The organism is Dyella sp. C9, assembly GCF_003332825.1.
Lineage (GTDB): Bacteria > Pseudomonadota > Gammaproteobacteria > Xanthomonadales > Rhodanobacteraceae > Dyella.
Genome location: NZ_QIRF01000001.1, coordinates 363,097 through 383,968 on the forward strand (window position 1 = coordinate 363,097; position 20,872 = coordinate 383,968).

Sequence of the window (20,872 nt, forward strand, 5' to 3'; positions counted from 1 at the left end):
GTTCTCGCACCCCCTGCCGTCTGGAGCCCGTCTTGAAAACACGCCTGCTGGGAGCTGCCGTCATCATCGCGCTGCTGGTGCTCATCGTGCCGATGTTCTTCTCCAGCAGTCCGCCGTCCAACAGCAGCGACGAATCGGTGAGCCTGGCCATCCCGCCGGCGCCAGATCGTGACCTGCAGACCAAGACCATGAGCCTCACGCCGGGTGCGGCCAGCGCCAGTAGCGCCATGCCCGCGCCCAAGCCGGCCGTGCCGGCGCCGACCCAGGGTGCAACCCCGGTGGGTTCGTCCGATCAGCTGGCCACGGTGAACATCGGTTCCAACCGTCCCAAGGACGTCGAAACCGATCCGACCGCCGGCCAGGCGCCTGAGCCGACCACGGTGACCCGGCCGGGTTCCAGTGCGGCGCAGCCGGTGATCCCTGCCCAGACCAAGGGCGCCGCCGTGGTTGCGGCGGGTGCCGCGGCCACGGTTGCCGCTACGGCCGCGACCTCCAAGAACACCACGGCCGCCACTGCGCCGGCCATTCCGGCCACCCCGCCGGGCACGGCCGCGCATGGCCAGTTCACCGTCAATCTCAGCGCCTATGCGTCGAGCGCCAGCGCGCAGAGCCTGATCCAGCGCGTGCACGCGCTGGGCTATCCGGCTTCGGGGCGTCCGATCAACCAGGGTGGCAAGAGCCTCACCCTGGTCACCGCCGGTCCGTTCGATTCGCGCGCTGCCGCCGAAGCGGCCCGCCTCAAGATCACCCAGACCATTCCGGGGGCTCCGGCCCGCCTGGAAAGCAATGCCAGCTCGGTCGCACAGGACGATGCGCCGGCGCCGAGCCCGGCGGCGGGTGCCGCCGCGGCGTCTTCCGCGCCGCGAGCCGGCGGCTGGGCCGTGCAGGTAGCGGCCATGGGCACCCAGGCCGACGCCAATGCGCTGCGCGACAAGCTGCGCGCGAACGGCTTCGACGGCTACGTGGACACGGTCAACGCCAATGGCAAGCAGCTCTGGCGCGTGCGCGCCGGGCCGCAGACCCAGCGGGCCGACGCGGTGCGTGTCCGTGACCAGATCAAGAGCAAGCTTGGCGTTGACGGCAACGTCGTGACCGCTCCCTGAACCACGGTGACCCAGTGAATTGGGCCGACTACATCATCCTGGCGGTACTTGGCGTCTCGGTCTTGATTGGCCTGTGGCGCGGCCTCATTTCCGAAGTGTTGGCGCTGGCGGTCTGGGCGGCGGCGTTCTGGGTGGCCTGGACCTTTGGTCCGAGTGTCGCGGGCTACTTCGAACACAGCATCCAGCTGCCGTCGGCGCGGATCCTGGTGGGGTACGGCATCTGCTTCCTGGCCGTACTGATCGCCGGGGCGTTGTTGCGTTTCCTGGTCAGCAAGCTGGTCGAGGGAACCGGGTTGTCCGGTACCGATCGCCTGCTGGGTATGGTGTTCGGTTTCGTGCGCGGCGTGCTGCTGGTGACGCTCGCGGTGTTCCTGCTCGGGTTTACCGCGTTCACGCGGGACCCCTGGTGGCAGGAGTCGATGTTATTGCCGCAGTTCAAGGGAATGGCTGCGTGGCTGGGCGAGCGTGTGCCGGACAGTGTCCGCCACTACCTCAACCCCCCGGCGCTGCTTGACCATTTGCCCGCCATGCCGGCGGGGCTACCGGGCGCTTCGCCAGCGACCGGGCACGAGATCCATCCGGCGGCCGCCTCCACGGCCGCAGCGGCAACGACTTACTAATTACAGGCTTTCAATCATGTGCGGAATCATCGGCATCGTCGGCACCAGTGAGGTCGCCGCGTCCCTCTATGACGGTTTGACCGTATTGCAGCACCGCGGACAGGACGCCGCCGGCATCGCCACGGTGGACGGCGCCCGCCTGCGCCTGCACAAGGGCAACGGCCTGGTCCGCGACGTGTTCAACCAGACCGCCATGAGTGGCCTGCGCGGCAACATCGGCCTGGGCCATTGCCGTTATCCCACCGCCGGTTCGGAAGGTTCCGCCGAAGCCCAGCCGTTCTACGTGAACTCGCCCTACGGCATCGCCTTCGCGCACAACGGCAATCTGGTGAACACCGAGACGCTGCGTCGCGAGATGTTCGAGGACGACCGCCGCCATATCAATACCGATTCGGACTCCGAGGTGCTGCTCAACGTGCTCGCGCACGAGCTGCAGATCCAGGACCGCATGGCGCTGACCCCGGACCACATCTTCAAGGCCGTCGCCGGCGTGCACCAGCGCGCGCGTGGCGGTTACGCCTGCCTGGCGCTGGTGCTGGGCTACGGCCTGCTGGCCTTCCGCGATCCGCACGGCATCCGCCCGCTGGTGCTCGGCGAGCGCATCACCTCGGAAGGCCGCGAGTACGCGGTGGCTTCCGAGTCGGTGGCGTTGGACATCCTGGGCTTCAAGCGCCTGCGTGACGTCGAGCCGGGCGAGGCCGTATTCATCACCAACGACGGCCAGCTGCATGCACGCCACTGCGCCGAGGGCGCGGTGCATGCGCCGTGCATCTTCGAGTATGTCTACCTGGCCCGCCCCGATTCGATGATCGAGAACGTGTCGGTTTACAAGGCGCGCCTTCGCATGGGCCAGAAGCTGGCCGAGAAGATCCTGCGCGAGCGCCCGGACCACGGCATCGATGCGGTGATCCCGATTCCCGACACCGCGCGTACCGCCGCTTCGGCGCTGGCCGAGGCGCTGGGCGTGCCGTTCCGCGAGGGCTTCGTCAAGAACCGTTACATCGGCCGCACCTTCATCATGCCGGGGCAGGGCGAGCGCGTGAAATCCGTGCGCCGCAAGCTCAATCCGGTGGAGCTGGAGTTCCGCAAGAAGAACGTGCTGCTGGTGGACGACTCCATCGTGCGCGGCACCACCTCGCGGCAGATCATCCAGATGGCGCGCGACGCCGGCGCCCGCAACGTGTTCTTCGCCTCGGCCGCGCCGCCGGTGCGCTACCCGAACGTGTATGGCATCGACATGCCGGCCGCGTCGGAGCTGGTGGCCGCCGGCCACACCGAGAAGGAAGTGGAGCAGATGCTCGGCGCCGACTGGCTGATCTACCAGGATCTGCCGGATCTGGTGTGGGCGGTGCAAGACGGCAACGAGAAGCTCAAGCACTTCGACACCTCGTGCTTCTCGGGCGAATACGTCACCGGCCTGGACAAGCACTACCTCGAACAGATCGAGATGCTGCGTTCCGACGATGCCAAGGCCTCCCGCCGCAGCGCTTAAGCAAACAGTCCTGTAGGAGCGCACCCTGTGCGCGACCGCCAGTTCGCGTCCGTAGCGCCTCGAGCGATGGTCGCGCAAAGGGTGCGCTTCTACCTAAGGCACGGGTCATGACTGCTGATCTCCACGCCGCCGCCAAGGCCTGCCTCGACGCTACCGATCCAGCCGACAAGCTGCGCCTGACCCACGCCGCGTGGCAGGCCTTCGAGGCCGGTGAGTTGCGTCCCGACGCCAACGCGCCCGCGCCCGAGCCGATCGGTGCGCCCGGTCGGCCCGCGCGCCCGCAGCTGGTGCCGCAGCGACAGGTGCCGCATCGCGGCCTGGGCACGGCCGAAGGACGTGCCGCCCTTGTGCACGCCGTCGCGCACATCGAATTCAATGCCATCAATCTCGCCTGGGACGCGGTGTACCGCTTCCGCGGCAAGCCGCTGCAGTACTACCGCGACTGGGCCAGTTGCGCCCACGACGAGGCGCGCCACTTCGCCATGCTGTCCGCGCGACTGGCCGAGCTTGGCCATGCCTATGGTGATTTCGATGCACACAACGGCCTGTGGGAAATGGCCGAGAAGACCGCCCACGACGACACCGCGCGGATGGCGCTGGTGCCGCGCGTGCTGGAGGCACGCGGGCTGGACGTGACGCCGGGCATGATCGAGCGTCTGCTTTCAGTGGGCGACGAGCGCACGGTGGAGATCCTGCGCGTGATCCTGCGCGAGGAAGTGGCGCACGTGTCCGCCGGCACGCGCTGGTTCCGGCATTGCTGCGAACGCGAGGGGCGCGATCCGCGCGAGACCTTCCTGGACCTGTTGCGCGATTACATGGGGCGCAACCTGCGCGGCCCGTTCAATCGCCCGGCGCGGCTGGAGGCGGGGTTCGATGACGAGGAACTCGATAGCCTCACCGAGCTTGCCCTGCAGTCCTGAGCATCCGGCGGCGACAGCGCCGTCATGTTTGCGCGCGTAGGCTAGGGTGTCTCCTGCCCCTCAAGGCCATGCCATGAACGTGCTGCCCGGTAAGCTCGTGTGGGTCGAACATGCCAGTGCCGACCCTGCTGAAGCCATCCGCTTCTATTCGGCGCTGCTGGGCTGGGACGTCGCCTCCATGGATGTCGGCGGCGAGCCGTACCAGATCATCATGAACGCGGGGCAGGGCATCGGTGGCTACCGGCGGGCCCAGCCCGGCGAGCCTGCCAACTGGGGCATCTACCTGAGCGTGCCCGATGTCGATCGCAGTTTCGCCGAGGCCCTGGTGGCCGGTGCGTCGCCGTGCCTGGTGCCCACGGATTTTCCGCCAGCGGGTCGTGGTGCCACGCTGCTCGATCCGGTCGGCGCGATGTTCTCCATCTGGCGCAGCAGCAGCGATGATGCACCAGATGCGCACGTGCCGCCCGGGCACTGGTGCTGGCATGAACTGCACGCTTCCGACGACCAGAAGGCGCTGACTTTCTACGAGACCCTGTTCGGCCTGGAACACGATTCGATGCCCGCAGGCGAGGAAACCTACTACGTGCTCAAGAGCCAGGGCGCCGCGCGTGGCGGACTGGTGCGCAACCCGGCCGGCGCCGGTCCGTCGCTGTGGCTGCCCTATGTGCTGGTGAACGACGTGGATGCCACCACGCGCAAAGCCGAATCGCTGCAGGCCGAGGTGGCGTCGGCGCCGGACAACATCCCCGGCATTGGTCGTTACGCCATGCTGCGTGACCCGCAGGGGGCGCTGGTCGCCGTGTTCCTTCCCGAGCGCCAGTAAGTGCCCGTCATGGCTTGAGCTGCGCGTGGCGCGCATGAAAAAGCCGGCGCGGGGCCGGCTTCTTCTGTGCAGCAGGAACGCGATGGCTTACATGCCGATCGCGGTTTCCGCCTTCACGTACGGCAGGCCGTGGGCTTCGGCGACCGGCTCGCAGGTCACCTTGCCTTCGAACACGTTCAGGCCGTTGCGCAGGTGCACGTCCTGCTCCAGCGCCTTCTTCCAGCCGTTGTTGGCCAGCGCCAGGGTGAACGGCAGGGTCACGTTGTTCAGCGCGAAGGTCGAGGTGCGGGCCACGGCGCCCGGCATGTTGGCCACGCAGTAGTGCACCACGCCGTCCACCACGTAGGTCGGGTCGGAATGGGTGGTGGCGTGCGAGGTTTCCACGCAGCCGCCCTGGTCGATGGCGACGTCGACGATCACCGAGCCCGGCTTCATGGTGCGCACCATGTCGTGGGTCACCAGCTTCGGCGCAGCGGCGCCCGGCACCAGCACGGTGCCGATCAGCAGGTCGGCGCGGCGCACCAGTTCCTCGATGGCGGCGCGGGTGGAGAACACGGTGGAGATCGAGGTGCCGAACTGCGCGGCGAGGCGCTTGAGCGCGTCGGCCGAGCGGTCGACCACGGTCACCTTGGCGCCCATGCCCACGGCGATGGTGGCTGCGTGGGTGCCGGACACGCCGCCGCCCAGGATCACCACCTCAGCGGCCGGCACGCCCGGCACGCCGCCGAGCAGCACGCCGCGGCCACCCTGGGCCTTCTCCAGCGAATGCGCACCCACCTGCGGGGCAAGACGGCCGGCGACCTCGGACATCGGGGTCAGCAGCGGCAGCGAGCCGTTGGCGGAGGTCACGGTCTCGTAGGCGATGCAGATGGCGCCCGACTCGATCAGGTCGCGGGTCTGCTCCAGGTCCGGGGCCAGGTGCAGGTAGGTGAACAGGATCTGGCCCTTGCGGAGCTTCTTGCGCTCCACCGCCAGCGGCTCCTTCACCTTCACGATCATGTCGGCTTCGGCAAAGATCTGGTCGGCACTTTCAATGATGCTCGCGCCAGCGGCCACGTAGTCGGCATCGGTGATGCCCGCGCCCAGGCCCGCACCGGCCTGCACCAGCACCTGGTGGCCGTTGTGCACCAGCTCCTGCACGGAGGACGGGATGAGGCCCACGCGGTACTCGTGGTTCTTGATTTCTTTCGGCACACCGATGCGCATGGCGTATGTCTCTTTCGCTAGGAATGGTCAGGGGCCCGCAGGTGGCGGGATGGTGCGCAGTATGATTGAGACATCAAGCAATTTATCGCTAATTTTGCGTGTTAGCGAAGCTATTCGTGGAATAATTGGCGTCATTTCCATCGATTGGTGAAATGAAATGCCAAGCCTTGACCAGGGGCTCGATGACCGGGATCGGGCGATTCTCCGGCTGCTGCAGCAGGACGGTCGCCTGACCAACCTGGAGCTCGCACAACAGATCAATTTGTCCCCCTCGGCATGTCTGCGACGGGTGAAGCTGCTGGAGGAGCGCGGGCTGATCTCGCGCTTCGTGATGCTGGTGGACGAAAAGGCGGCAGGCCTCCCTGGCACGGCCTTCGTGCTGGTCACGCTCGACCAGCAGGGGCGTGCCGCGCTGGACGCATTCGAGGCCGCCATCCAGGACCATCCGGAAGTCACCGAGTGTTGTCTGCTTGCCGGCGCCGCCGACTACATGGTGCGGGTGGTCTATGCCGACTCCGCCGATTTCGAGCGCATCCACACCGAGATCCTCACCCAGCTACCCGGTGTCGTGCGCGTGCAATCCACGCTGGCGCTGCGCACGGTGAAGAAGACGACCGCGTTGCCGATGTGAGGCCGCTTGGAGGTGGCGAGGATCAGGCGCCTGCTGCTTCAGCCGCGGCGGCACGTTGCCATGGAGGTAAGTGCGGGGCAAAGAAAAAGGCCCTGAAAACTCGCGTTTTCAAGGCCTTTGATCTCGAATCCTTGGTCGGGGTGACATGATTCGAACATGCGACTTCTACGTCCCGAACGTAGCGCTCTACCAGGCTGAGCTACACCCCGTGGGAGCCGCGTATCTTAAAGACCTCCGGCGACCTTGGCAACTGTTGCGTGAAAATTTTTTGTCACGGACTTCACGCGCCGGCAGCAAGCCCGCATGCGGGGGCGGGGTGTGGCCTTCTGCTAACCTATGCGGCTCCGTCGGAGAGGCCTCCACAGGGCGCCGTCCCGGCGTTTTTCTTACCGCTTAAGCAGAGGATTTCATGGCGCTTACCCAGGCCCGCACGATGCCCGGCGTGCTCGAGCTGCTGCCGCTCGACCAGATCGCGTTCCAGCGCATGCTCGACGTGATCCGTCGCAACTATGAGCGCTTTGGCTTCCTGCCGATCGAAACGCCGGTAATGGAATATTCGGACGTGCTGCTCACCAAGACCGGTGGCGAAACCGAGCGCCAGGTGTATTTCGTGCAGTCGACCGGCGCGCTGAACGCCGAGAAGGGCGACGGCGTGCCGGAGCTGGCGCTGCGCTTCGACCTCACCGTGCCGCTTGCCCGCTACGTGGCCGAGCACGAGCACGACCTGTCGTTCCCGTTCCGCCGTTACCAGATGCAGCGCGTGTATCGCGGCGAGCGTGCCCAGCGTGGCCGCTTCCGCGAGTTCTACCAGTGCGACATCGACGTGATCGGCAAGGACAGCCTGTCGGTCCGCTACGACGCGGAGCTGCCGGCCGTCATCTACAGCGTGTTCCGCGAACTCAACGTCGGCGCGTTCACCATCCAGCTCAACAACCGCAAGCTGATCCGCGGCTTCTACGAAAGCCTGGGCATCGTCGATGGCGAGCAGCAGACCCTGGTGCTGCGCGAGGTGGACAAGCTGGACAAGCGTGGCGCCGACTACCTGCGCGATACGCTTACCGGCGAGCAGTTCGGCCTCAGCGCCGAAACCGCGCAGAAGATCCTCGACTTCTCGCAGGTGCGTTCCACCTCGCTGCAGGATGCTTTCGACAAGCTCGATGCGCTGGGCCCGGGCCCGGAGGCGTTGGAGCAGGGGCGTGCCGAGCTGAAGGAAGTGCTGGGCCTGATCCATGATTTCGGCGTGCCCGAGTCGCATTACCTGCTGAATTTCTCCATCGCGCGCGGCCTGGACTACTACACCGGCACGGTCTACGAGACCACGCTCAACGACTACCCGCAGATCGGCTCGATCTGCTCGGGTGGTCGCTACGAGAACCTGGCGGGCCAGTACACCAAGTCCAGGCTGCCGGGCGTGGGCATTTCCATCGGTCTCACGCGCCTCTACTGGCAGCTGCGCGATGCGGGCCTGGTCGGTACCGGCCAGAGCACGGTCGACGTGCTGGTCACGCAGATGGACGAGAAGCAGCTGCCGGCCTACCTGGCACTGGCCAGCGAGCTGCGCGGCGCCGGCATCGCCACCGAGGTGGTGCTGGAGGGCGGCAAGCTGGGCAAGCAGTTCAAGTACGCCGATCGCGCCGGCATCCGCTTTGTGGTGGTGCTGGGCGAGGACGAACTGGCCAAGGGCGTGGTTACCGTGAAGGACCTGCGTCGCGAGGACCAGTTCGAGGTGTCGCGCGCCGAACTGATCAAGACGCTGCGGGTCGAACTGGCGCAGGCCGAAATCGGCCGCTGAGCCTCGTCACCCGTTGAAGCCCCGCCGCGCCGGCATGGCGCGGCGTCATCCCATTCGATCGATGGCCCGCCCGGGCCGGAGCCAAGCATGACCGCAACGACGATCCTCCTGGACGGCAACAGTCTCACCCGAGAGCAGTTGGTGGCGGTGGCCCGCCAGGGCCTGCGCGTGGAGCTGGACGAGACGCAGCTCAAGCGCGTGCAGCGCGCGGCTGATTTTCTCGCCGACAAGGTGAGCTGCGGCGAACCCACCTACGGCGTTACCACCGGGTTCGGCAGCAATGCCGACAAGTTGCTGGGTGCGCATCGCTTGCGCGACGAACTGCCTGGTGGCAATCCGGACAAGCCCGAAGGCACGCTGCTGGAAGAGTTGCAGCACAACCTCATCACCACCCATGCGGTGTGCGTCGGTAAGCCGTTCGCGCCGGAAGTGGTGCGCGCCATGCTGGTGATCCGCATCAATACCTTGATGCGCGGCCACTCGGGCATTCGCGTGGAAACGCTGAAGGCGCTGACCGCGATGCTCAATGCAGGCGTGGTGCCGGTGGTGCCGGAGAAGGGCTCGGTGGGCGCCAGTGGCGACCTCGCTCCGCTGTCGCACCTGGCCATCGTGCTGCTGGGTGGTGGCGAAGCGTTCTACCAGGGCGAGCGCCTCGCGGGCGCCGAGGCGCTCAAGCGTGCCGGCCTCGAGCCCATCCGTCTTTCCTTCAAGGAGGGCCTGGCGCTCAACAACGGCACCGCGCAGATGCTCGCCACGGCGACGCTGGCGCTGGACGAACTGGAACACCTGCTCGACCTCGCCGACCTCGCGGCGGCGATGACGCTCGACGCATTCGCCGGACGCAGCGGCGCGCTGCGCCCGGAGGTGCATGCACTGCGTCCGCATCCGGGCCAGGTGGAGGCGGCCGCGCACGTGCGCGATCTGCTCCAGGGCAGCACGCTGGTCGACATTCCGTATCACCTGGTGCCGCGCTTCAAGCAGTGGACGGCCGAGGCGTGGGCCGATCCGACCGACCAGGCGCTCACCTTCGACATCGGCTGGGACTGGGTGCCGGCCAACCAGCGCCACGGCCGCGAGGCGTTCTATGCGCGCTTCCTGCCGTTCAAGGGCGGCAAGACGCACCAGCCGCAGGATGCCTACTGCCTGCGCTGCATGCCGCAGGTGCATGGCGCGGTGCGCGATGCGTGGGCCCAGGCCTGCCGCGTGATCGACATCGAGCTCAACGCGGTCACCGATAATCCGCTGATCTTCCCTGACGCCGAGAACGCCGAGTTCATCGAGGAACAGGTGATCTCCGCCGGCCACTTCCACGGCATGCCGCTGGCGCTGGCGATGAGCTACGTGAAGGCCGCCATTCCGGTGCTCGCCTCCATCGCCGAGCGTCGCCTCAACAAGCTGGTCGATCCGGCCACCAACGACGGCCTGCCGGCCTTCCTTACCGGCAACGAGGACGGCACCGATTCGGGCTTCATGATCGTGCAGTACACCGCCGCGGCCCTGGTCAACGACCTGGCCACGCGCGCGCACCCGGCCAGCGTGTATTCGGTGCCGACCAGCGCCAACGCCGAGGACCACGTCTCGATGGGCGCCAACGAGGCGCGCCATGTGCTGGAGATGATGGAAGACCTTGGCCACGTGATCGCGCTGGAGCTGTACACCGCGGCGCAGGCGCTGGATTTCCGCCAGGCCATGCTCAACGCGGCACGCCGCCTCGCCGCGCGCGGCGACTGGCAGGCGCTGGCGGGCAAGGTGTCCAACGCCCCGCGCGAAGGCCATCCGCACTACGCGCAGTTCGCCGAGGAAGTGCAGCAGCTCACCAATGCGCTGGCCAACGTGGGTGATTTCCACGCCGGCTCTGCCGTGCGCAAGGCGCACGATGCACTGCGCCAGCACATCGGCTTCATGGCGCGCGACCGTGCCATGGACGGCGACGTGCGGAGCATCTGCTCGCTGGTACGCGAGCGCGTTTTCGCCAGCTGAGCACCAGGGGCCGCGCAAGCGGCCCTTGTTCTTTCAGGGTGGTGGAAAACGTGTCAGCTGGATGGCGCAGGTTGCGCCTGCTGCACGCGATGCAACTGCAGCGTGGCCCAGCCCAGCCACAACAGGATCAGCGAGATCAGGATCTTTTGCGTGATGCCGGTGGGCATCAGCTTCAGCAGGGCCAGCACCCACAGCTGGATGAAGGCCAGGCAGGCCACCACGAGCCCCATGCCGCTGCCTTCGCGCAGGCGTGGGTCGCGTCGCCAGCGCATCGATAGCGCCAGCATGCCCACGCACAGGCACAGGAAAGTAGTTTGCGCGGTCTGCAGGTGGATCAGGCGGGCCAGGTCATGCTGCGCGCCGTGCTCGTACACTGGCGTGACCGCCACGATGGGCAGGGCCAGGGCAGCGATGAAGAACAGCACGCTGGCCAGCCCGCTGCGCAGGTCGGCGCGGGTTGCCTGGTAGCTGGCCCAGGCCAGCCCGGCCAGCGCCAGGGCCATCACGTAGTACGCACTGCGCAGCCATGCGCCCCAGGGTCCCTTGAGATACGCGCTGAGCGGCAGCGTGATCGGATCGAGATCCGTGCGCGCCACCTGCAGCACGCACGCGGTGAGGGTGAAGTTGACCACGGCGACGAACAGCAGCGCCGTGGCAATGCGCATGGCCAGTGGATATCTGTCCTGGGGCATGGTGATGCTCCCGTGCAGTGGTCCCTAGTCGGCAGCGGGCGCCGGGACGTGGTGGTGATCGCGCAGCGGCAGTTCAGGCAGCAGCAGGATCACCAGGAAAGCGCAGGCCACGATGCAGGTGCCAACAAGGAAGGTGGTGGAGATGGCGTGTCGGTACATCATCAACGCGGCTCCCTGGGCCTGCGCCGACAGCACGCCGCCGGACGATGCGCCGCCCTCGCCGAGCACCGCCGCGGCCGGGGCATGCCCGCCGTTGAGGCGACGTAGCTGCCAGGCCAGGATGGCGCCCGAACCTGCCACGCCGACGAGGCCGCCAAGCGAGCGGAAGAATGCCAGCGTAGCCGTGCCCACGCCGCGATGGATCGGCGACAAGGCGTTCTGCACGGCGATCGTCATGTTCGGCATCACCAGCCCCAGGCCCAGTCCAAGCGCGAGCATGGACGGTTCGATAATGATAAGCCCTTGTGCCGTGGCGGCGCTCCACGCCAGCGTGGCGAAGGCGAGCGTGGCCAGGGCCAGCCCGGCCACCTGGGCCGGCTTGTAGCGGCCCGAGCGCATCAGCACCCGTCCGTTCACCAGCGACGAGGCCGCGATGCCCAGCATCAGCGGGCCGGTGAGCAGGCCCGAGCGCGCCGGGCTTACGCCCATCACCAACTGGAAGAACAGCGGGAAGAACAGGCTGGCGCCGAGCAGGCCCATGAAGGTGAGCGCAAGCACCGTGCAGGCGATCACGAACAGCCGGTTGTGGAACAGGTCCAGCGGCAGCACGGGTTCGGGCTCGTTGCGCACATGGCGCACGAAGGCGATGCCGGTGACGATGGCAAAGGCGGCGAGGCCGGCGACCGGCACCGAATCCCATGGCCATTCCGAGCCGCCAAGGGTGAGTACCAGCAGCAGGGCCACGGTGCTCACGGTCATCAGGGCCGAGCCCAGGTAGTCGATGCGTCGCGCATGCAGTGGCGTGTACTGGCGCAGCGAGCGGCCGATCATCACCAGGGCCACTGCGCCCACCGGCAGGTTGACGTAGAAGATCCAGTGCCAGGACAGCAGGTCGGTGATCACGCCGCCAAGCACCGGGCCGACCACGCTGCAGAACGCAAACACCGCCGCGATGACGCCCTGGCGACGGCCGCGCTGGGTGGGCGGCACCATGTCTCCGATGATGATCTGCGCCAGTGGCAGCAGCCCGCCCGCACCCACGCCCTGGATCGCGCGGAACACGATCAGCTCGAGCAGGCTGTGCGCCGCGCCGCTGAGCATGGAGCCCAGCAGGAACAGCAGGATGGCGATGTACACCAGCGGCTTGCGCCCGTACTGGTCGCTGAGCTTGCCGTACAGCGGCATGGTGGCGGTGGAGGCCAGCACATAGGCCGTCACTACCCAGGAAAGATGGGTCATGCCGCCCAGGTCGCTGACGATGCGCGGCAGCGCCGTGGCCACGATGCTCTGGTCGATGGCGCCGAGGGCCAGCACGATCACCAGTCCGGTGAAGACGCGCCGGATCTCCTGCTCGGTGGGCACGATATGGAGTGCGCCGTGGGCGTTCGCCACGGCCGATGGGGAAGAGGGCTGCGTCATGCGTCGAGTTCGTTGAGGGCGGGGATGGCAGCGCGGATCGCTTCACGCGATGCCGGCGGAAGTTTGGCCAGGGCTTGCGCCAGGCGGTCGGTGCGCTGGCGGCGCATGGTCTCGACCATGGCGTGGCCCTGGGGCGTGAGCTGCAGGCCGACCCGGCGACGATCGCCGGAGCCCGGGGTGGTGCGGCTGACCAGTCCGGCGGCCTCCAGGCCCTTGATATGGCCGCTGATGGTGGGGCTGCGCAGCCGCTCGCGCTGCGCCAGCTCGCCCACGCCAATGCCGGGCTGCTCAAGGATGGTCACCAGCAGCAGGCCTTGCAGCGGGGTGATGGCGGCATCGTCCAGGCCGCGTTTGAGTTGGCGGATCAGCCGGTGCAGCGCCGGCCGCAGTTGCTCGGCCAGCTGCCAGGCGTCGTCCTGCGGGGAAGGAGTGGCGGTCATGGGGCTCGTAATATTAGGTAGGCTACCTAACTAATATTACTCGCCGGCGCGAAGGCTGGGTAGTGCTAGAGCCCGTGCCAGTCGATCAGCGGGCCGTGCAGCAGGGCGTCCTGGGGTTCGTCCAGCGTGGCGGCTGCCGCGTCGAGCAGGTGGCGGTCCACGTCGTGGAAGGGCAGGCGCGCGGCTTCGTGCGCTATCTCATGGAGCAGCAGGCTCAGCGCGAAGGTGTAGGCGTCCTGCAGCGAAGGGTGTTCCTGTCGTGCCTCGCAACGCACGCCGACGGCGAGACTCATCGCTGCGATCGACAGTTTGTGCGGACGCGGCCCGGTCTTTCCTTCGAACAGCGCCGGTTTCTGCGTCCAGGCCACGGCAACAAGTTGCTCCGCAAGTCGGCGCGGGTGGCCGTCGAGCACGCCGCGATCCGCCAGCTGGTCGAGCAGCTGCCCGAGCGTGGCAATGACCTGTGCCTTGTGCAGGCTGCTGCCCATGGCTTCGAAAAGGCCCATCGAATGGTTCCTTTGCGGCGCGAGCCGGCTGACGTTCCCCCTGTGCCTGCCCGGGGCAGGCTGCTGGATTCTCGCAAGAAGCTGCACGCGTGGCGAGATAATTTGCCTTGGCCAAACGCCATAGGCCATGCACCTGAACAAGGGCCTGCGCCGGGCTTGCGGGCGCGGGTTGCTGCATCGCGGCATGTGCCTTATGATGCGCTCCACTGTATTAACGCATTAGTACATTATGAAGCGTCGATCGATCGATCCCGAGACCCCCGCCGAATCGGCCGAGCAGAGCCTTTGCGAAGCGCTGCTGTCGCTGAAGAACGTCGATGAGATGTCGGCTTTCCTGCACGACCTGTGCACCCCGGCGGAGCTGGAAGTGATGGTTGACCGCTGGCGCGTGGTGCCCTACCTGCTGGACGGGGTTTCCTACCGCGAGATCCACGAGCGCACTGCGGTCAGCATCACCACCATTGGCCGCGTCGCGCGCTACATCAACCAGGGGGCAGGCGGTTATCTCGCCGCCGCTGCCCGCGCCGCCCGTCGCAAGGCGAACAATCGAAAGGCAAAGGCATGAAACCGCGCGACCGACTGCGCATTGCGATGCAGAAATCCGGCCGGCTCACCGAGCCGGCGCTCGACTTGCTCAACCGCTGCGGGCTCACATTCCGCCAGAGCCGCGACAAGCTGTTCTGCTTCGGCGAGGGCGAGCCCGTCGACCTGCTGCTGGTGCGCGACGACGACATTCCCGGCCTGATCGCCCAGGGCGTGTGCGACCTGGGCATCGTGGGCCGCAACGTGCTCAGCGAATACCAATACACCGCGGGGCAGGGCGGCCCCGAACTCGCGGAGTGGCGCCCGCTGGGCTTCGGCCGCTGCCGTCTGTCCATCGCGGTGCCGCAGGAGATGGCCTACGACGAGGCGGCCCAACTGCAGGGCCGGCGCATCGCCACGTCTTACCCGGGCCTGCTCGGCCAGTGGCTGCGCGAGCGCGGCCTCGATGCCGGCGTGGTCACCCTGGCCGGCTCGGTGGAAATCGCGCCGCGCCTGGGCACCGCAGACGCGATCTGCGACCTGGTGCAGAGCGGCGGCACGCTGGTGGCCAACCAGCTTCGCGAGGTGGAAGTGCTGCTGGAAAGCGAAGCCGTGCTGGCCGGGCCGCAATCACTGCCCACCGACGAGCGCGGGGACATGATCGACCTGCTGCTCAAGCGTCTCGACGGCGTGATCCAGGTGCGCGAATCGCGCCTGCTGTTGCTGCAGCCCTCACGCCATGCGTTGGACGCCGTGATTCGCCTGTTGCCCGGCGGCCCGCAGCCGACCCTGCTGCCGGTGGCCGGCCAGCCGGATCAACTGATGCTGCAGGCGCTGTGCGCCGGCGAGGTGAGCTGGCGCCAGCTCGAAGAGATCAAGAAGGCCGGGGCACGCGAGATGTTCGTGTTGCCGGTGGAAAAGATGCTTGCGTGATGCAGGCGGAAAGCAAAGGTACAAGCACATGAACCGCCTGGACTGGAATGCACTGGACAACAACGGGCAGCGCGCCGCGCTGGCCCGCCCGGCGCAGTCACGCGCCGAGAGCCTGCGCAGCGGCGTGGAGCAGATCGTGGCGCGGGTGCGCGCGGATGGCGATGCCGCCCTGCGCGAACTCAGCGAGCGCTTCGATCGCGCCATGCTCGACCGCATCGAGGTCACCGAGGAGGAATTTCGCGAGGCCGATGCCCGCCTGGCGCCGTCGCTGAAGGCCGCCATCGAGGAAGCCGCTGCGCGCATCGAAGCCTTCCATCGCGTGGCGGCGCCGCAGCCGGTGGCGCTGGATACGGCCAACGGCGTGCGCGTGGAGCGCGTGCTGCGCCCGATCCAGCGCGTGGGCCTGTACGTGCCGGCCGGCAGTGCGCCACTGCCGTCCACCGCGCTGATGCTTGGCGTGCCGGCAAGAATCGCCGGTTGCGCCGAGGTGGTGCTGTGCTCGCCGGCCCGCTCCGACGGCCGCTGCGACGAAGCCGTGCTGTACGCCGCGCGCATCACCGGCGTGGACCGCGTGTTCAAGCTGGGCGGCGCGCAGGCGATCGCCGCGATGGCCTATGGCACCGAGTCCGTGCCCAAGTGCGACAAGTTGTTTGGCCCCGGCAATGCCTGGGTCACCGAGGCGAAGCTGCAGGTATCCTCCGATCCGGATGGCGCCGCCATCGACATGCCGGCGGGTCCGTCCGAGGTGCTGGTGATTGCCGACGCGCAGGCCAGCGCGGCGTTCGTGGCCGCCGACCTGCTGTCGCAGGCCGAGCATGGTCCCGACTCGCAGGTGATCCTGCTCAGCCCATCGCAGGAACTGCTGGATGCCGTCGAGGCCGAGGTAGCCAGCCAGTGCGCAGCCTTGCCGCGTGCGCAGATCGCCGAGCAGGCGCTGTCGCAAAGCCGCCTGATCGCCGTGGCCTCGCTGGCGCAGGCCATCGAGGTGAGCAATCGCTACGCGCCCGAACACTTGATCCTGCAGGTGGACAACCCGCGAGCACTGCTTGCCGACATCGAGAGCGCGGGCTCCGTGTTCCTTGGCGCATGGACGCCCGAATCGGTGGGCGACTACTGCAGCGGCAGCAACCACGTGTTGCCTACCTATGGCTATGCGCGCAGCTACAGTGGCGTCTCGGTGGCGAGCTTCCAGAAGCAGATCACCGTGCAGGAACTGAGCGCCGACGGCCTGCGCGCGATCGGCCCGTGCACCGCCACGCTGGCTGCCGCAGAGCAACTGGAGGCACACCGGCGTGCCGTGACCCTGCGTTTGGCCGCGCTGGAGAACGCAGCATGAGCGTGCTCGACCTCGCGCGCCCGGAAATTCGCGCCATGCAGCCGTATTCCTCCGCGCGCATGGAGGCGAGCGGTGGCCGCGTGCTGCTCAATGCCAACGAGTCAGCGTGGGCGCCACCCGGTGATGACGCGCTGGGCTGCAATCGCTATCCCGATCCGCAACCGCAGGCGCTGGTCGATGCGCTGGCCGCGCTTTACGGCGTGCGTCCCGGCCAGCTGCTGGTGGGACGCGGCAGCGACGAGGCGATCGACCTGCTGGTGCGGGCGTTCTGTCGCGCCGGCCGCGATGCCATTGCGATCCAGCCGCCAACCTTCGGCATGTACGCCGTCTCGGCGCGGGTGCAGGACGCCGGCGTGCTGGAAGTGCCGCTCGCCGCGGACTTCACCCTGGACGTGGATGCCGTACTGGCCGCGGTGACCCCGGCGGTGAAACTGGTGTTCGTTTGCACGCCCAACAATCCCACCGGCCAGCCGGTGCCGTTGCGCGATGTGGAACGACTGGCCCGCGAACTGGCCGGCAGGGCGCTGCTGGTGGTGGACGAGGCCTATATCGAGTTTGCCGAGGCGGTCAGCGCCAACAGCCTGCTCAACCGCTACGACCATGTCGCCGTACTGCGCACCTTGTCCAAGGCCTGGGCGCTGGCCGGGGCGCGCATCGGTTGCCTGCTCGCGCATGAGGACGTGATCGGCCTGCTACGCCGCATCATGGCGCCGTATCCACTGCCACGCCCCTGCGTGGCACTCGCGCTGGAAGCGTTGTCGCCGCAGGGCCAGGTGGAGGCTCGCGCCCACGTGGCCATCGTGCGTGCCGAGCGCGATCGCATGGCGCGTGCACTGGCCGGCATGCCCGGCGTGCGCGAGGTGCTGCCGTCGCAGGCCAACTTCCTGGCCGTGCGTTTCGATGACGCCGGCGCCACCTACCGGCGCCTGCTGGGTGCCGGCATCGTGGTGCGCGACGTGCAGCGCTACCTGCAATTGGGCGATGCCCTGCGCATCACCATCGGCACCGCCGAAGAGAACGAGCGCGTGCTCGCCGTATTGAAGAACCCGGCCATGGATAGCCGGGGCTTTTCCGAAGGACCGGCGATAGGTACACACGCATGAGCCGCAAGATACTTTTCATCGATCGCGACGGTTGCCTGATCGAGGAGCCGGAAGATTTCCAGATCGACAGCTTCGAGAAATTCGCCCTGTTGCCCGGTGTGATCGCCGCGCTGCAGCGCTTCATCGCTGCCGGCTACGAGCTGGTGATGGTGACCAACCAGGACGGCCTGGGCACGCCGAGCTTTCCGGAGGCGGACTTCATCGGTCCGCATGAACTGCTGATGCGTATCCTGTCCTCCCAGGGCATCGGCGTGCGCGAAGTGTTGATCGACCGCAGCTTCCTGCACGAACGCAAGGACACCCGCAAGCCGGGCGTGGGCATGCTGCGTCACTATCTGGCGGATGACAGCTGGAGCCGCAGCGCATCGGCCATGGTGGGCGACCGCGAGACCGACCTGCAGTTCGCGGCGAACATGGGCGTGCGCGGCCTGCGCGTCGGCCCGCAGGGGCTGAGCTGGAGTGAAATCGCGCACCAGATGCTCGACGCGCCGCGCATGGCGACGGTGGAGCGCAATACCCGCGAAACGCGGATCACCGTCAGCGTGAACCTGGACAAGCCGGCCGAGCCGCAGGTCCACACCGGGCTGGGTTTCTTCGACCACATGCTGGAGCAGATCGGCAAGCACGGTGGTTTTGCGCTGGCGCTGCGCTGCGATGGCGACACCCACATCGACGAGCACCACACCATCGAGGACTGCGCGCTGGCGCTGGGCCAGGCGCTGCGCCAGGCGCTGGGCGACAAGCGCGGCATCGGCCGCTACGGCTTCACCCTGCCGATGGACGAGTCTTGCGCCAGCGCGGCGCTGGACTTGTCCGGGCGGCCGTACTTCGTGTTCGAGGGAGCGTTTCCACGCGAGCGCGTAGGCGACATCCCCACCGAGCTCGTGCCGCATTTCTTCCGCTCGCTGTGCGAGACGCTGGGCGCCAACCTGCACCTGCGCGTGCAGGGCGACAACGCGCACCACATGGTGGAAGCCTGCTTCAAGGTGGTGGCGCGCACCCTGCGCCAGGCATTGCACCGCGAAGGCAGCGAGCTGCCCAGTACCAAGGGAGCGCTGTAATGAGCGTGGTGCTGGTCGATGCCGGCGGCACCAATATCGGCTCGGTGCGCTATGCCCTGCAGCGGCTGGGTGTGGACGCCGCGCTGACCGCGGACCCCACCGCGATCCGTGCCGCCGACAAGGTGATCCTGCCCGGCGTGGGCGCTGCCGGGCCCGGCATGGCGCGACTGCGCGAGCTGGGGCTGGTGGAGCTGATGCGCTCGCTGACCCAGCCGGTGCTCGGCGTGTGCCTTGGCATGCAACTGTTGTGCGAACACTCGGAAGAGGGTGATACCACTTGCCTCGGCGTGATTCCCGCGACGGTGCGTCGCTTCGTCGAGCAGCCGGGACTGCGCGTGCCGCACATGGGCTGGAACCGCCTGCAGGCGGGGCGTGAGCACCCCTTGCTGGCGGGCCTGCGCGAGGGCGACTGGGCCTATTTCGTGCACAGCTATGCAGTTGCGCCAGGTGATCACGCGTTGGCTACCACCGACTACGGCGGGCCGTTCGCCAGCGTGATCGCCCGCGGCAATTTCCATGGCATGCAGTTCCACCCCGAGCGTTCGGCCAAGGTCGGCGCCCAACTGCTGAAGAACTTCCTCGCCCTATGATCTTTACCGTTATTCCTGCGATCGATCTGCGCGAAGGGCGCGTGGTGCGCCTCAAGCAGGGCGACTACGCGCAGCAGACCACCTATCCGTTCGATCCGTGCGAGCTGGCGCGGGAGTACGCCGATGCAGGCGCCAAATGGCTGCATCTGGTCGATCTCGATGGCGCCCGTGGCGGCAGCCTGGACAATCTCGCGGTGATCGAGGCCATCGCGACGGACGGCTTGCGCATCCAGGCCGGCGGCGGCGTGCGTGGCGAAGCGGACGTGCAACGCCTGTTCAATGCCGGCGTGTCACGCGTGGTGCTGGGCAGCCTGGCCATCCGCGAGCCCGAGCGCGTGGCCGGATGGCTGGACAGTTATGGCACCGAACGTTTTACCTTGGCCCTGGACACGCTGCAGCGCGATGGTCGATGGACGTTGCCCAGCGCCGGCTGGACCGCCGCCGAAACGCGCACGCTGGACGAGCTGGCACCGTGGTACGCCGAACGCGGTGCGCGGCACCTGTTGTGCACCGACATCCAGCGCGACGGCATGCTGGCTGGCTTCAATCTTGAGCTGTATCGCTACCTGGCCCGCGAGGTGCCGGCGCTGGCGACGCAGGCTTCCGGAGGCGTGCGCTCGCTGGAGGACATCCGCGCGGCCCGCGAGGCGGGGGCGCGTGGCGTGATCCTGGGGCGCGCCTTGCTGGAAGGGCGCTTCACCGTGCAGGAGGCGCTGGCATGCTGAGCCGACGCATCATTCCCTGCCTGGACGTGCGCGACGGCAAGGTGGTCAAGGGCGTACGCTTCCGCGATCACGTGGTGATGGGCGAGATCGTCGACCTGGCGCTGCGCTATCGCGACGAGGGCGCCGACGAACTGGTGTTCTACGACATCACCGCCAGCCCCGAGGGGCGCAGCGTGGATCGCGACTGGGTCGAGCGGGTGGCCAGCGTGATCGATATTCCGTTCTGCGTGGCGGGTGGCATCCGCAGCGTGGAGGAGGCACGTGCCGTGCTGCACGCCGGCGCCGACAAGATCTCGGTGAACTCGCCCGCACTGGAGCGCCCCGCGTTGATCAACGAACTTGCCGAGGCGTTCGGCGTGCAGTGCGTGGTGGTGGGCGTGGACAGCCTGCGCGATGCTGACGGCGAATGGCACGTGCGCCAGTATACCGGCGACCCTTCGCGCACGCAGGCCTTGTCACGGCGCACGCTGGACTGGGTGGTCGAGGTGCAGCAGCGCGGCGCCGGGGAGATCGTGCTCAACTGCATGGGCAGCGACGGTGTGCGCCAGGGCTACGACCTGGAGCAGCTGGGCGTGGTTCGGGCCTTGTGCCAGGTACCGCTGGTCGCCTCCGGCGGTGCGGGCGCACCGGAACACTTTCGTGACGCCTTCCTCGAGGCCGACGTGGACGGCGCGTTGGCAGCAAGCGTGTTCCACTCCGGCGCCATCGCGATTCCCGCGCTGAAACAGGCGCTGGCCGCGTGGGGCGTGGCGACGCGACTGTAGTGCATCGCGGACGGGACGACCGTTAACCCTCTACGCGTGGAAGCCGCCGTCTTCC

The 20,872-nt window shown here is 67.7% G+C and carries 21 protein-coding genes and 1 tRNA gene; 16 read left to right on the top strand and 6 right to left on the bottom strand.

What is annotated here, in order from left to right:
* Nucleotides 1-32 precede the first annotated feature (32 nt).
* The 5 genes from DVU99_RS01630 to DVU99_RS01650 all read left to right on the top strand — a co-directional run bounded on the left by DVU99_RS01630 (nucleotide 33) and on the right by DVU99_RS01650 (nucleotide 4,958).
* Nucleotides 33-1,103 carry an SPOR domain-containing protein gene (locus tag DVU99_RS01630; protein ID WP_114238457.1) on the top strand — a complete coding sequence of 357 codons (1,071 nt, stop codon included), beginning with the start codon at nucleotides 33-35 and terminating at the stop codon, nucleotides 1,101-1,103.
* Between the two features lie 14 nt (nucleotides 1,104-1,117).
* Nucleotides 1,118-1,723 (top strand): CvpA family protein, encoded by a 606-nt coding sequence (locus DVU99_RS01635; protein ID WP_114238458.1) that lies wholly within the window; start codon nucleotides 1,118-1,120, stop codon nucleotides 1,721-1,723.
* A 16-nt stretch (nucleotides 1,724-1,739) separates the two neighbouring features.
* The gene (purF, locus tag DVU99_RS01640; RefSeq protein WP_114238459.1) at nucleotides 1,740-3,215 is read left to right on the top strand and encodes an amidophosphoribosyltransferase; all 1,476 of its coding nucleotides are present in this window, start codon (nucleotides 1,740-1,742) and stop codon (nucleotides 3,213-3,215) included.
* A gap of 107 nt (nucleotides 3,216-3,322) precedes the next feature.
* Nucleotides 3,323-4,135 carry a ferritin-like domain-containing protein gene (locus DVU99_RS01645; RefSeq protein ID WP_114238460.1) on the top strand — a complete coding sequence of 271 codons (813 nt, stop codon included), beginning with the start codon at nucleotides 3,323-3,325 and terminating at the stop codon, nucleotides 4,133-4,135.
* A gap of 73 nt (nucleotides 4,136-4,208) precedes the next feature.
* Nucleotides 4,209-4,958, top strand: coding sequence for a VOC family protein (locus DVU99_RS01650; protein ID WP_114238461.1), 750 nt, complete (start codon nucleotides 4,209-4,211; stop codon nucleotides 4,956-4,958).
* 87 nt (nucleotides 4,959-5,045) lie between these two features.
* On the opposite strand, the gene ald is transcribed toward DVU99_RS01650, so the two are convergent.
* Nucleotides 5,046-6,164 carry an alanine dehydrogenase gene (gene ald, locus DVU99_RS01655; protein WP_114238462.1) on the bottom strand — a complete coding sequence of 373 codons (1,119 nt, stop codon included), beginning with the start codon at nucleotides 6,162-6,164 and terminating at the stop codon, nucleotides 5,046-5,048.
* Nucleotides 6,165-6,321: 157 nt separating this feature from the next.
* On the opposite strand from ald, the gene DVU99_RS01660 reads away from it, so the two are divergent.
* On the top strand, nucleotides 6,322-6,795 hold the full coding sequence (locus DVU99_RS01660; RefSeq protein ID WP_114238463.1) for an Lrp/AsnC family transcriptional regulator: 474 nt from the start codon (nucleotides 6,322-6,324) through the stop codon (nucleotides 6,793-6,795).
* A gap of 132 nt (nucleotides 6,796-6,927) precedes the next feature.
* On the opposite strand, the gene DVU99_RS01665 is transcribed toward DVU99_RS01660, so the two are convergent.
* A tRNA-Pro gene (locus DVU99_RS01665) sits at nucleotides 6,928-7,004 on the bottom strand.
* Nucleotides 7,005-7,204: 200 nt separating this feature from the next.
* Here DVU99_RS01665 and hisS point away from each other — a divergent pair.
* Together hisS and hutH are read left to right on the top strand one after the other, a co-directional pair.
* Nucleotides 7,205-8,587 (top strand): histidine--tRNA ligase, encoded by a 1,383-nt coding sequence (hisS, locus tag DVU99_RS01670; RefSeq protein WP_114238464.1) that lies wholly within the window; start codon nucleotides 7,205-7,207, stop codon nucleotides 8,585-8,587.
* An 87-nt stretch (nucleotides 8,588-8,674) separates the two neighbouring features.
* Complete coding sequence (gene hutH / locus DVU99_RS01675; protein ID WP_114238465.1) at nucleotides 8,675-10,567, top strand: histidine ammonia-lyase; 1,893 nt, start codon at nucleotides 8,675-8,677, stop codon at nucleotides 10,565-10,567.
* A 53-nt stretch (nucleotides 10,568-10,620) separates the two neighbouring features.
* On the opposite strand, the gene DVU99_RS01680 is transcribed toward hutH, so the two are convergent.
* From DVU99_RS01680 to DVU99_RS01695, 4 genes are all read right to left on the bottom strand, one after another.
* A complete protein-coding gene (locus tag DVU99_RS01680) occupies nucleotides 10,621-11,259 on the bottom strand; it encodes a DUF998 domain-containing protein (RefSeq protein ID WP_114238466.1) in 639 nt (212 codons plus the stop codon).
* A gap of 24 nt (nucleotides 11,260-11,283) precedes the next feature.
* Complete coding sequence (locus DVU99_RS01685) at nucleotides 11,284-12,837, bottom strand: MDR family MFS transporter (protein WP_114238467.1); 1,554 nt, start codon at nucleotides 12,835-12,837, stop codon at nucleotides 11,284-11,286.
* Nucleotides 12,834-13,277, bottom strand: coding sequence for a MarR family winged helix-turn-helix transcriptional regulator (locus DVU99_RS01690; RefSeq protein WP_114238468.1), 444 nt, complete (start codon nucleotides 13,275-13,277; stop codon nucleotides 12,834-12,836). Before DVU99_RS01690 ends, DVU99_RS01685 begins: the two co-directional genes overlap by 4 nt.
* 65 nt (nucleotides 13,278-13,342) lie before the next feature.
* A complete protein-coding gene (locus DVU99_RS01695) occupies nucleotides 13,343-13,783 on the bottom strand; it encodes a hypothetical protein (RefSeq protein ID WP_114238469.1) in 441 nt (146 codons plus the stop codon).
* Nucleotides 13,784-14,012: 229 nt separating this feature from the next.
* Here DVU99_RS01695 and DVU99_RS01700 point away from each other — a divergent pair, with 229 nt between their 5' ends.
* Genes DVU99_RS01700 through hisF form a run of 8 tightly spaced genes read left to right on the top strand, consistent with a single transcriptional unit; the run spans nucleotide 14,013 to nucleotide 20,817 of the window.
* On the top strand, nucleotides 14,013-14,348 hold the full coding sequence (locus DVU99_RS01700) for a YerC/YecD family TrpR-related protein (RefSeq protein WP_114238470.1): 336 nt from the start codon (nucleotides 14,013-14,015) through the stop codon (nucleotides 14,346-14,348).
* On the top strand, nucleotides 14,345-15,238 hold the full coding sequence (gene hisG / locus DVU99_RS01705; protein WP_114238471.1) for an ATP phosphoribosyltransferase: 894 nt from the start codon (nucleotides 14,345-14,347) through the stop codon (nucleotides 15,236-15,238). Before DVU99_RS01700 ends, hisG begins: the two co-directional genes overlap by 4 nt.
* A gap of 28 nt (nucleotides 15,239-15,266) precedes the next feature.
* Nucleotides 15,267-16,574: a histidinol dehydrogenase gene (hisD, locus tag DVU99_RS01710; RefSeq protein ID WP_114238472.1), complete on the top strand. Its 1,308-nt coding sequence runs from the start codon at nucleotides 15,267-15,269 to the stop codon at nucleotides 16,572-16,574.
* Nucleotides 16,571-17,677 carry a histidinol-phosphate transaminase gene (hisC, locus tag DVU99_RS01715; RefSeq protein ID WP_114238473.1) on the top strand — a complete coding sequence of 369 codons (1,107 nt, stop codon included), beginning with the start codon at nucleotides 16,571-16,573 and terminating at the stop codon, nucleotides 17,675-17,677. The genes hisD and hisC overlap by 4 nt, the downstream gene beginning before the upstream one ends.
* Nucleotides 17,674-18,738, top strand: a complete 1,065-nt coding sequence (hisB, locus tag DVU99_RS01720) for a bifunctional histidinol-phosphatase/imidazoleglycerol-phosphate dehydratase HisB (RefSeq protein ID WP_114238474.1) — start codon at nucleotides 17,674-17,676, stop codon at nucleotides 18,736-18,738. Before hisC ends, hisB begins: the two co-directional genes overlap by 4 nt.
* Nucleotides 18,738-19,328 carry an imidazole glycerol phosphate synthase subunit HisH gene (gene hisH, locus DVU99_RS01725; RefSeq protein WP_114238475.1) on the top strand — a complete coding sequence of 197 codons (591 nt, stop codon included), beginning with the start codon at nucleotides 18,738-18,740 and terminating at the stop codon, nucleotides 19,326-19,328. Before hisB ends, hisH begins: the two co-directional genes overlap by 1 nt.
* Entirely contained in the window at nucleotides 19,325-20,053 is a 729-nt protein-coding gene (gene hisA, locus DVU99_RS01730; protein ID WP_114238476.1) for a 1-(5-phosphoribosyl)-5-[(5-phosphoribosylamino)methylideneamino]imidazole-4-carboxamide isomerase, read from the top strand. Before hisH ends, hisA begins: the two co-directional genes overlap by 4 nt.
* Entirely contained in the window at nucleotides 20,047-20,817 is a 771-nt protein-coding gene (gene hisF, locus DVU99_RS01735) for an imidazole glycerol phosphate synthase subunit HisF (RefSeq protein WP_114238477.1), read from the top strand. The genes hisA and hisF overlap by 7 nt, the downstream gene beginning before the upstream one ends.
* Nucleotides 20,818-20,872 lie beyond the last annotated feature (55 nt).

Coding starts and splice junctions, on each gene's coding strand:
- purF (WP_114238459.1), top strand. CDS start 1,740: ATGTGCGGAATCATCGGCATCGTCGGCACCAGTGAGGTCGCCGCGTCC.
- DVU99_RS01645 (WP_114238460.1), top strand. CDS start 3,323: ATGACTGCTGATCTCCACGCCGCCGCCAAGGCCTGCCTCGACGCTACC.
- DVU99_RS01650 (WP_114238461.1), top strand. CDS start 4,209: ATGAACGTGCTGCCCGGTAAGCTCGTGTGGGTCGAACATGCCAGTGCC.
- ald (WP_114238462.1), bottom strand. CDS start 6,164: ATGCGCATCGGTGTGCCGAAAGAAATCAAGAACCACGAGTACCGCGTG.
- DVU99_RS01660 (WP_114238463.1), top strand. CDS start 6,322: ATGCCAAGCCTTGACCAGGGGCTCGATGACCGGGATCGGGCGATTCTC.
- hisS (WP_114238464.1), top strand. CDS start 7,205: ATGGCGCTTACCCAGGCCCGCACGATGCCCGGCGTGCTCGAGCTGCTG.
- hutH (WP_114238465.1), top strand. CDS start 8,675: ATGACCGCAACGACGATCCTCCTGGACGGCAACAGTCTCACCCGAGAG.
- DVU99_RS01680 (WP_114238466.1), bottom strand. CDS start 11,259: ATGCCCCAGGACAGATATCCACTGGCCATGCGCATTGCCACGGCGCTG.
- DVU99_RS01685 (WP_114238467.1), bottom strand. CDS start 12,837: ATGACGCAGCCCTCTTCCCCATCGGCCGTGGCGAACGCCCACGGCGCA.
- DVU99_RS01690 (WP_114238468.1), bottom strand. CDS start 13,277: ATGACCGCCACTCCTTCCCCGCAGGACGACGCCTGGCAGCTGGCCGAG.
- DVU99_RS01695 (WP_114238469.1), bottom strand. CDS start 13,783: ATGGGCCTTTTCGAAGCCATGGGCAGCAGCCTGCACAAGGCACAGGTC.
- DVU99_RS01700 (WP_114238470.1), top strand. CDS start 14,013: ATGAAGCGTCGATCGATCGATCCCGAGACCCCCGCCGAATCGGCCGAG.
- hisG (WP_114238471.1), top strand. CDS start 14,345: ATGAAACCGCGCGACCGACTGCGCATTGCGATGCAGAAATCCGGCCGG.
- hisD (WP_114238472.1), top strand. CDS start 15,267: ATGAACCGCCTGGACTGGAATGCACTGGACAACAACGGGCAGCGCGCC.
- hisC (WP_114238473.1), top strand. CDS start 16,571: ATGAGCGTGCTCGACCTCGCGCGCCCGGAAATTCGCGCCATGCAGCCG.
- hisB (WP_114238474.1), top strand. CDS start 17,674: ATGAGCCGCAAGATACTTTTCATCGATCGCGACGGTTGCCTGATCGAG.
- hisH (WP_114238475.1), top strand. CDS start 18,738: ATGAGCGTGGTGCTGGTCGATGCCGGCGGCACCAATATCGGCTCGGTG.
- hisA (WP_114238476.1), top strand. CDS start 19,325: ATGATCTTTACCGTTATTCCTGCGATCGATCTGCGCGAAGGGCGCGTG.
- hisF (WP_114238477.1), top strand. CDS start 20,047: ATGCTGAGCCGACGCATCATTCCCTGCCTGGACGTGCGCGACGGCAAG.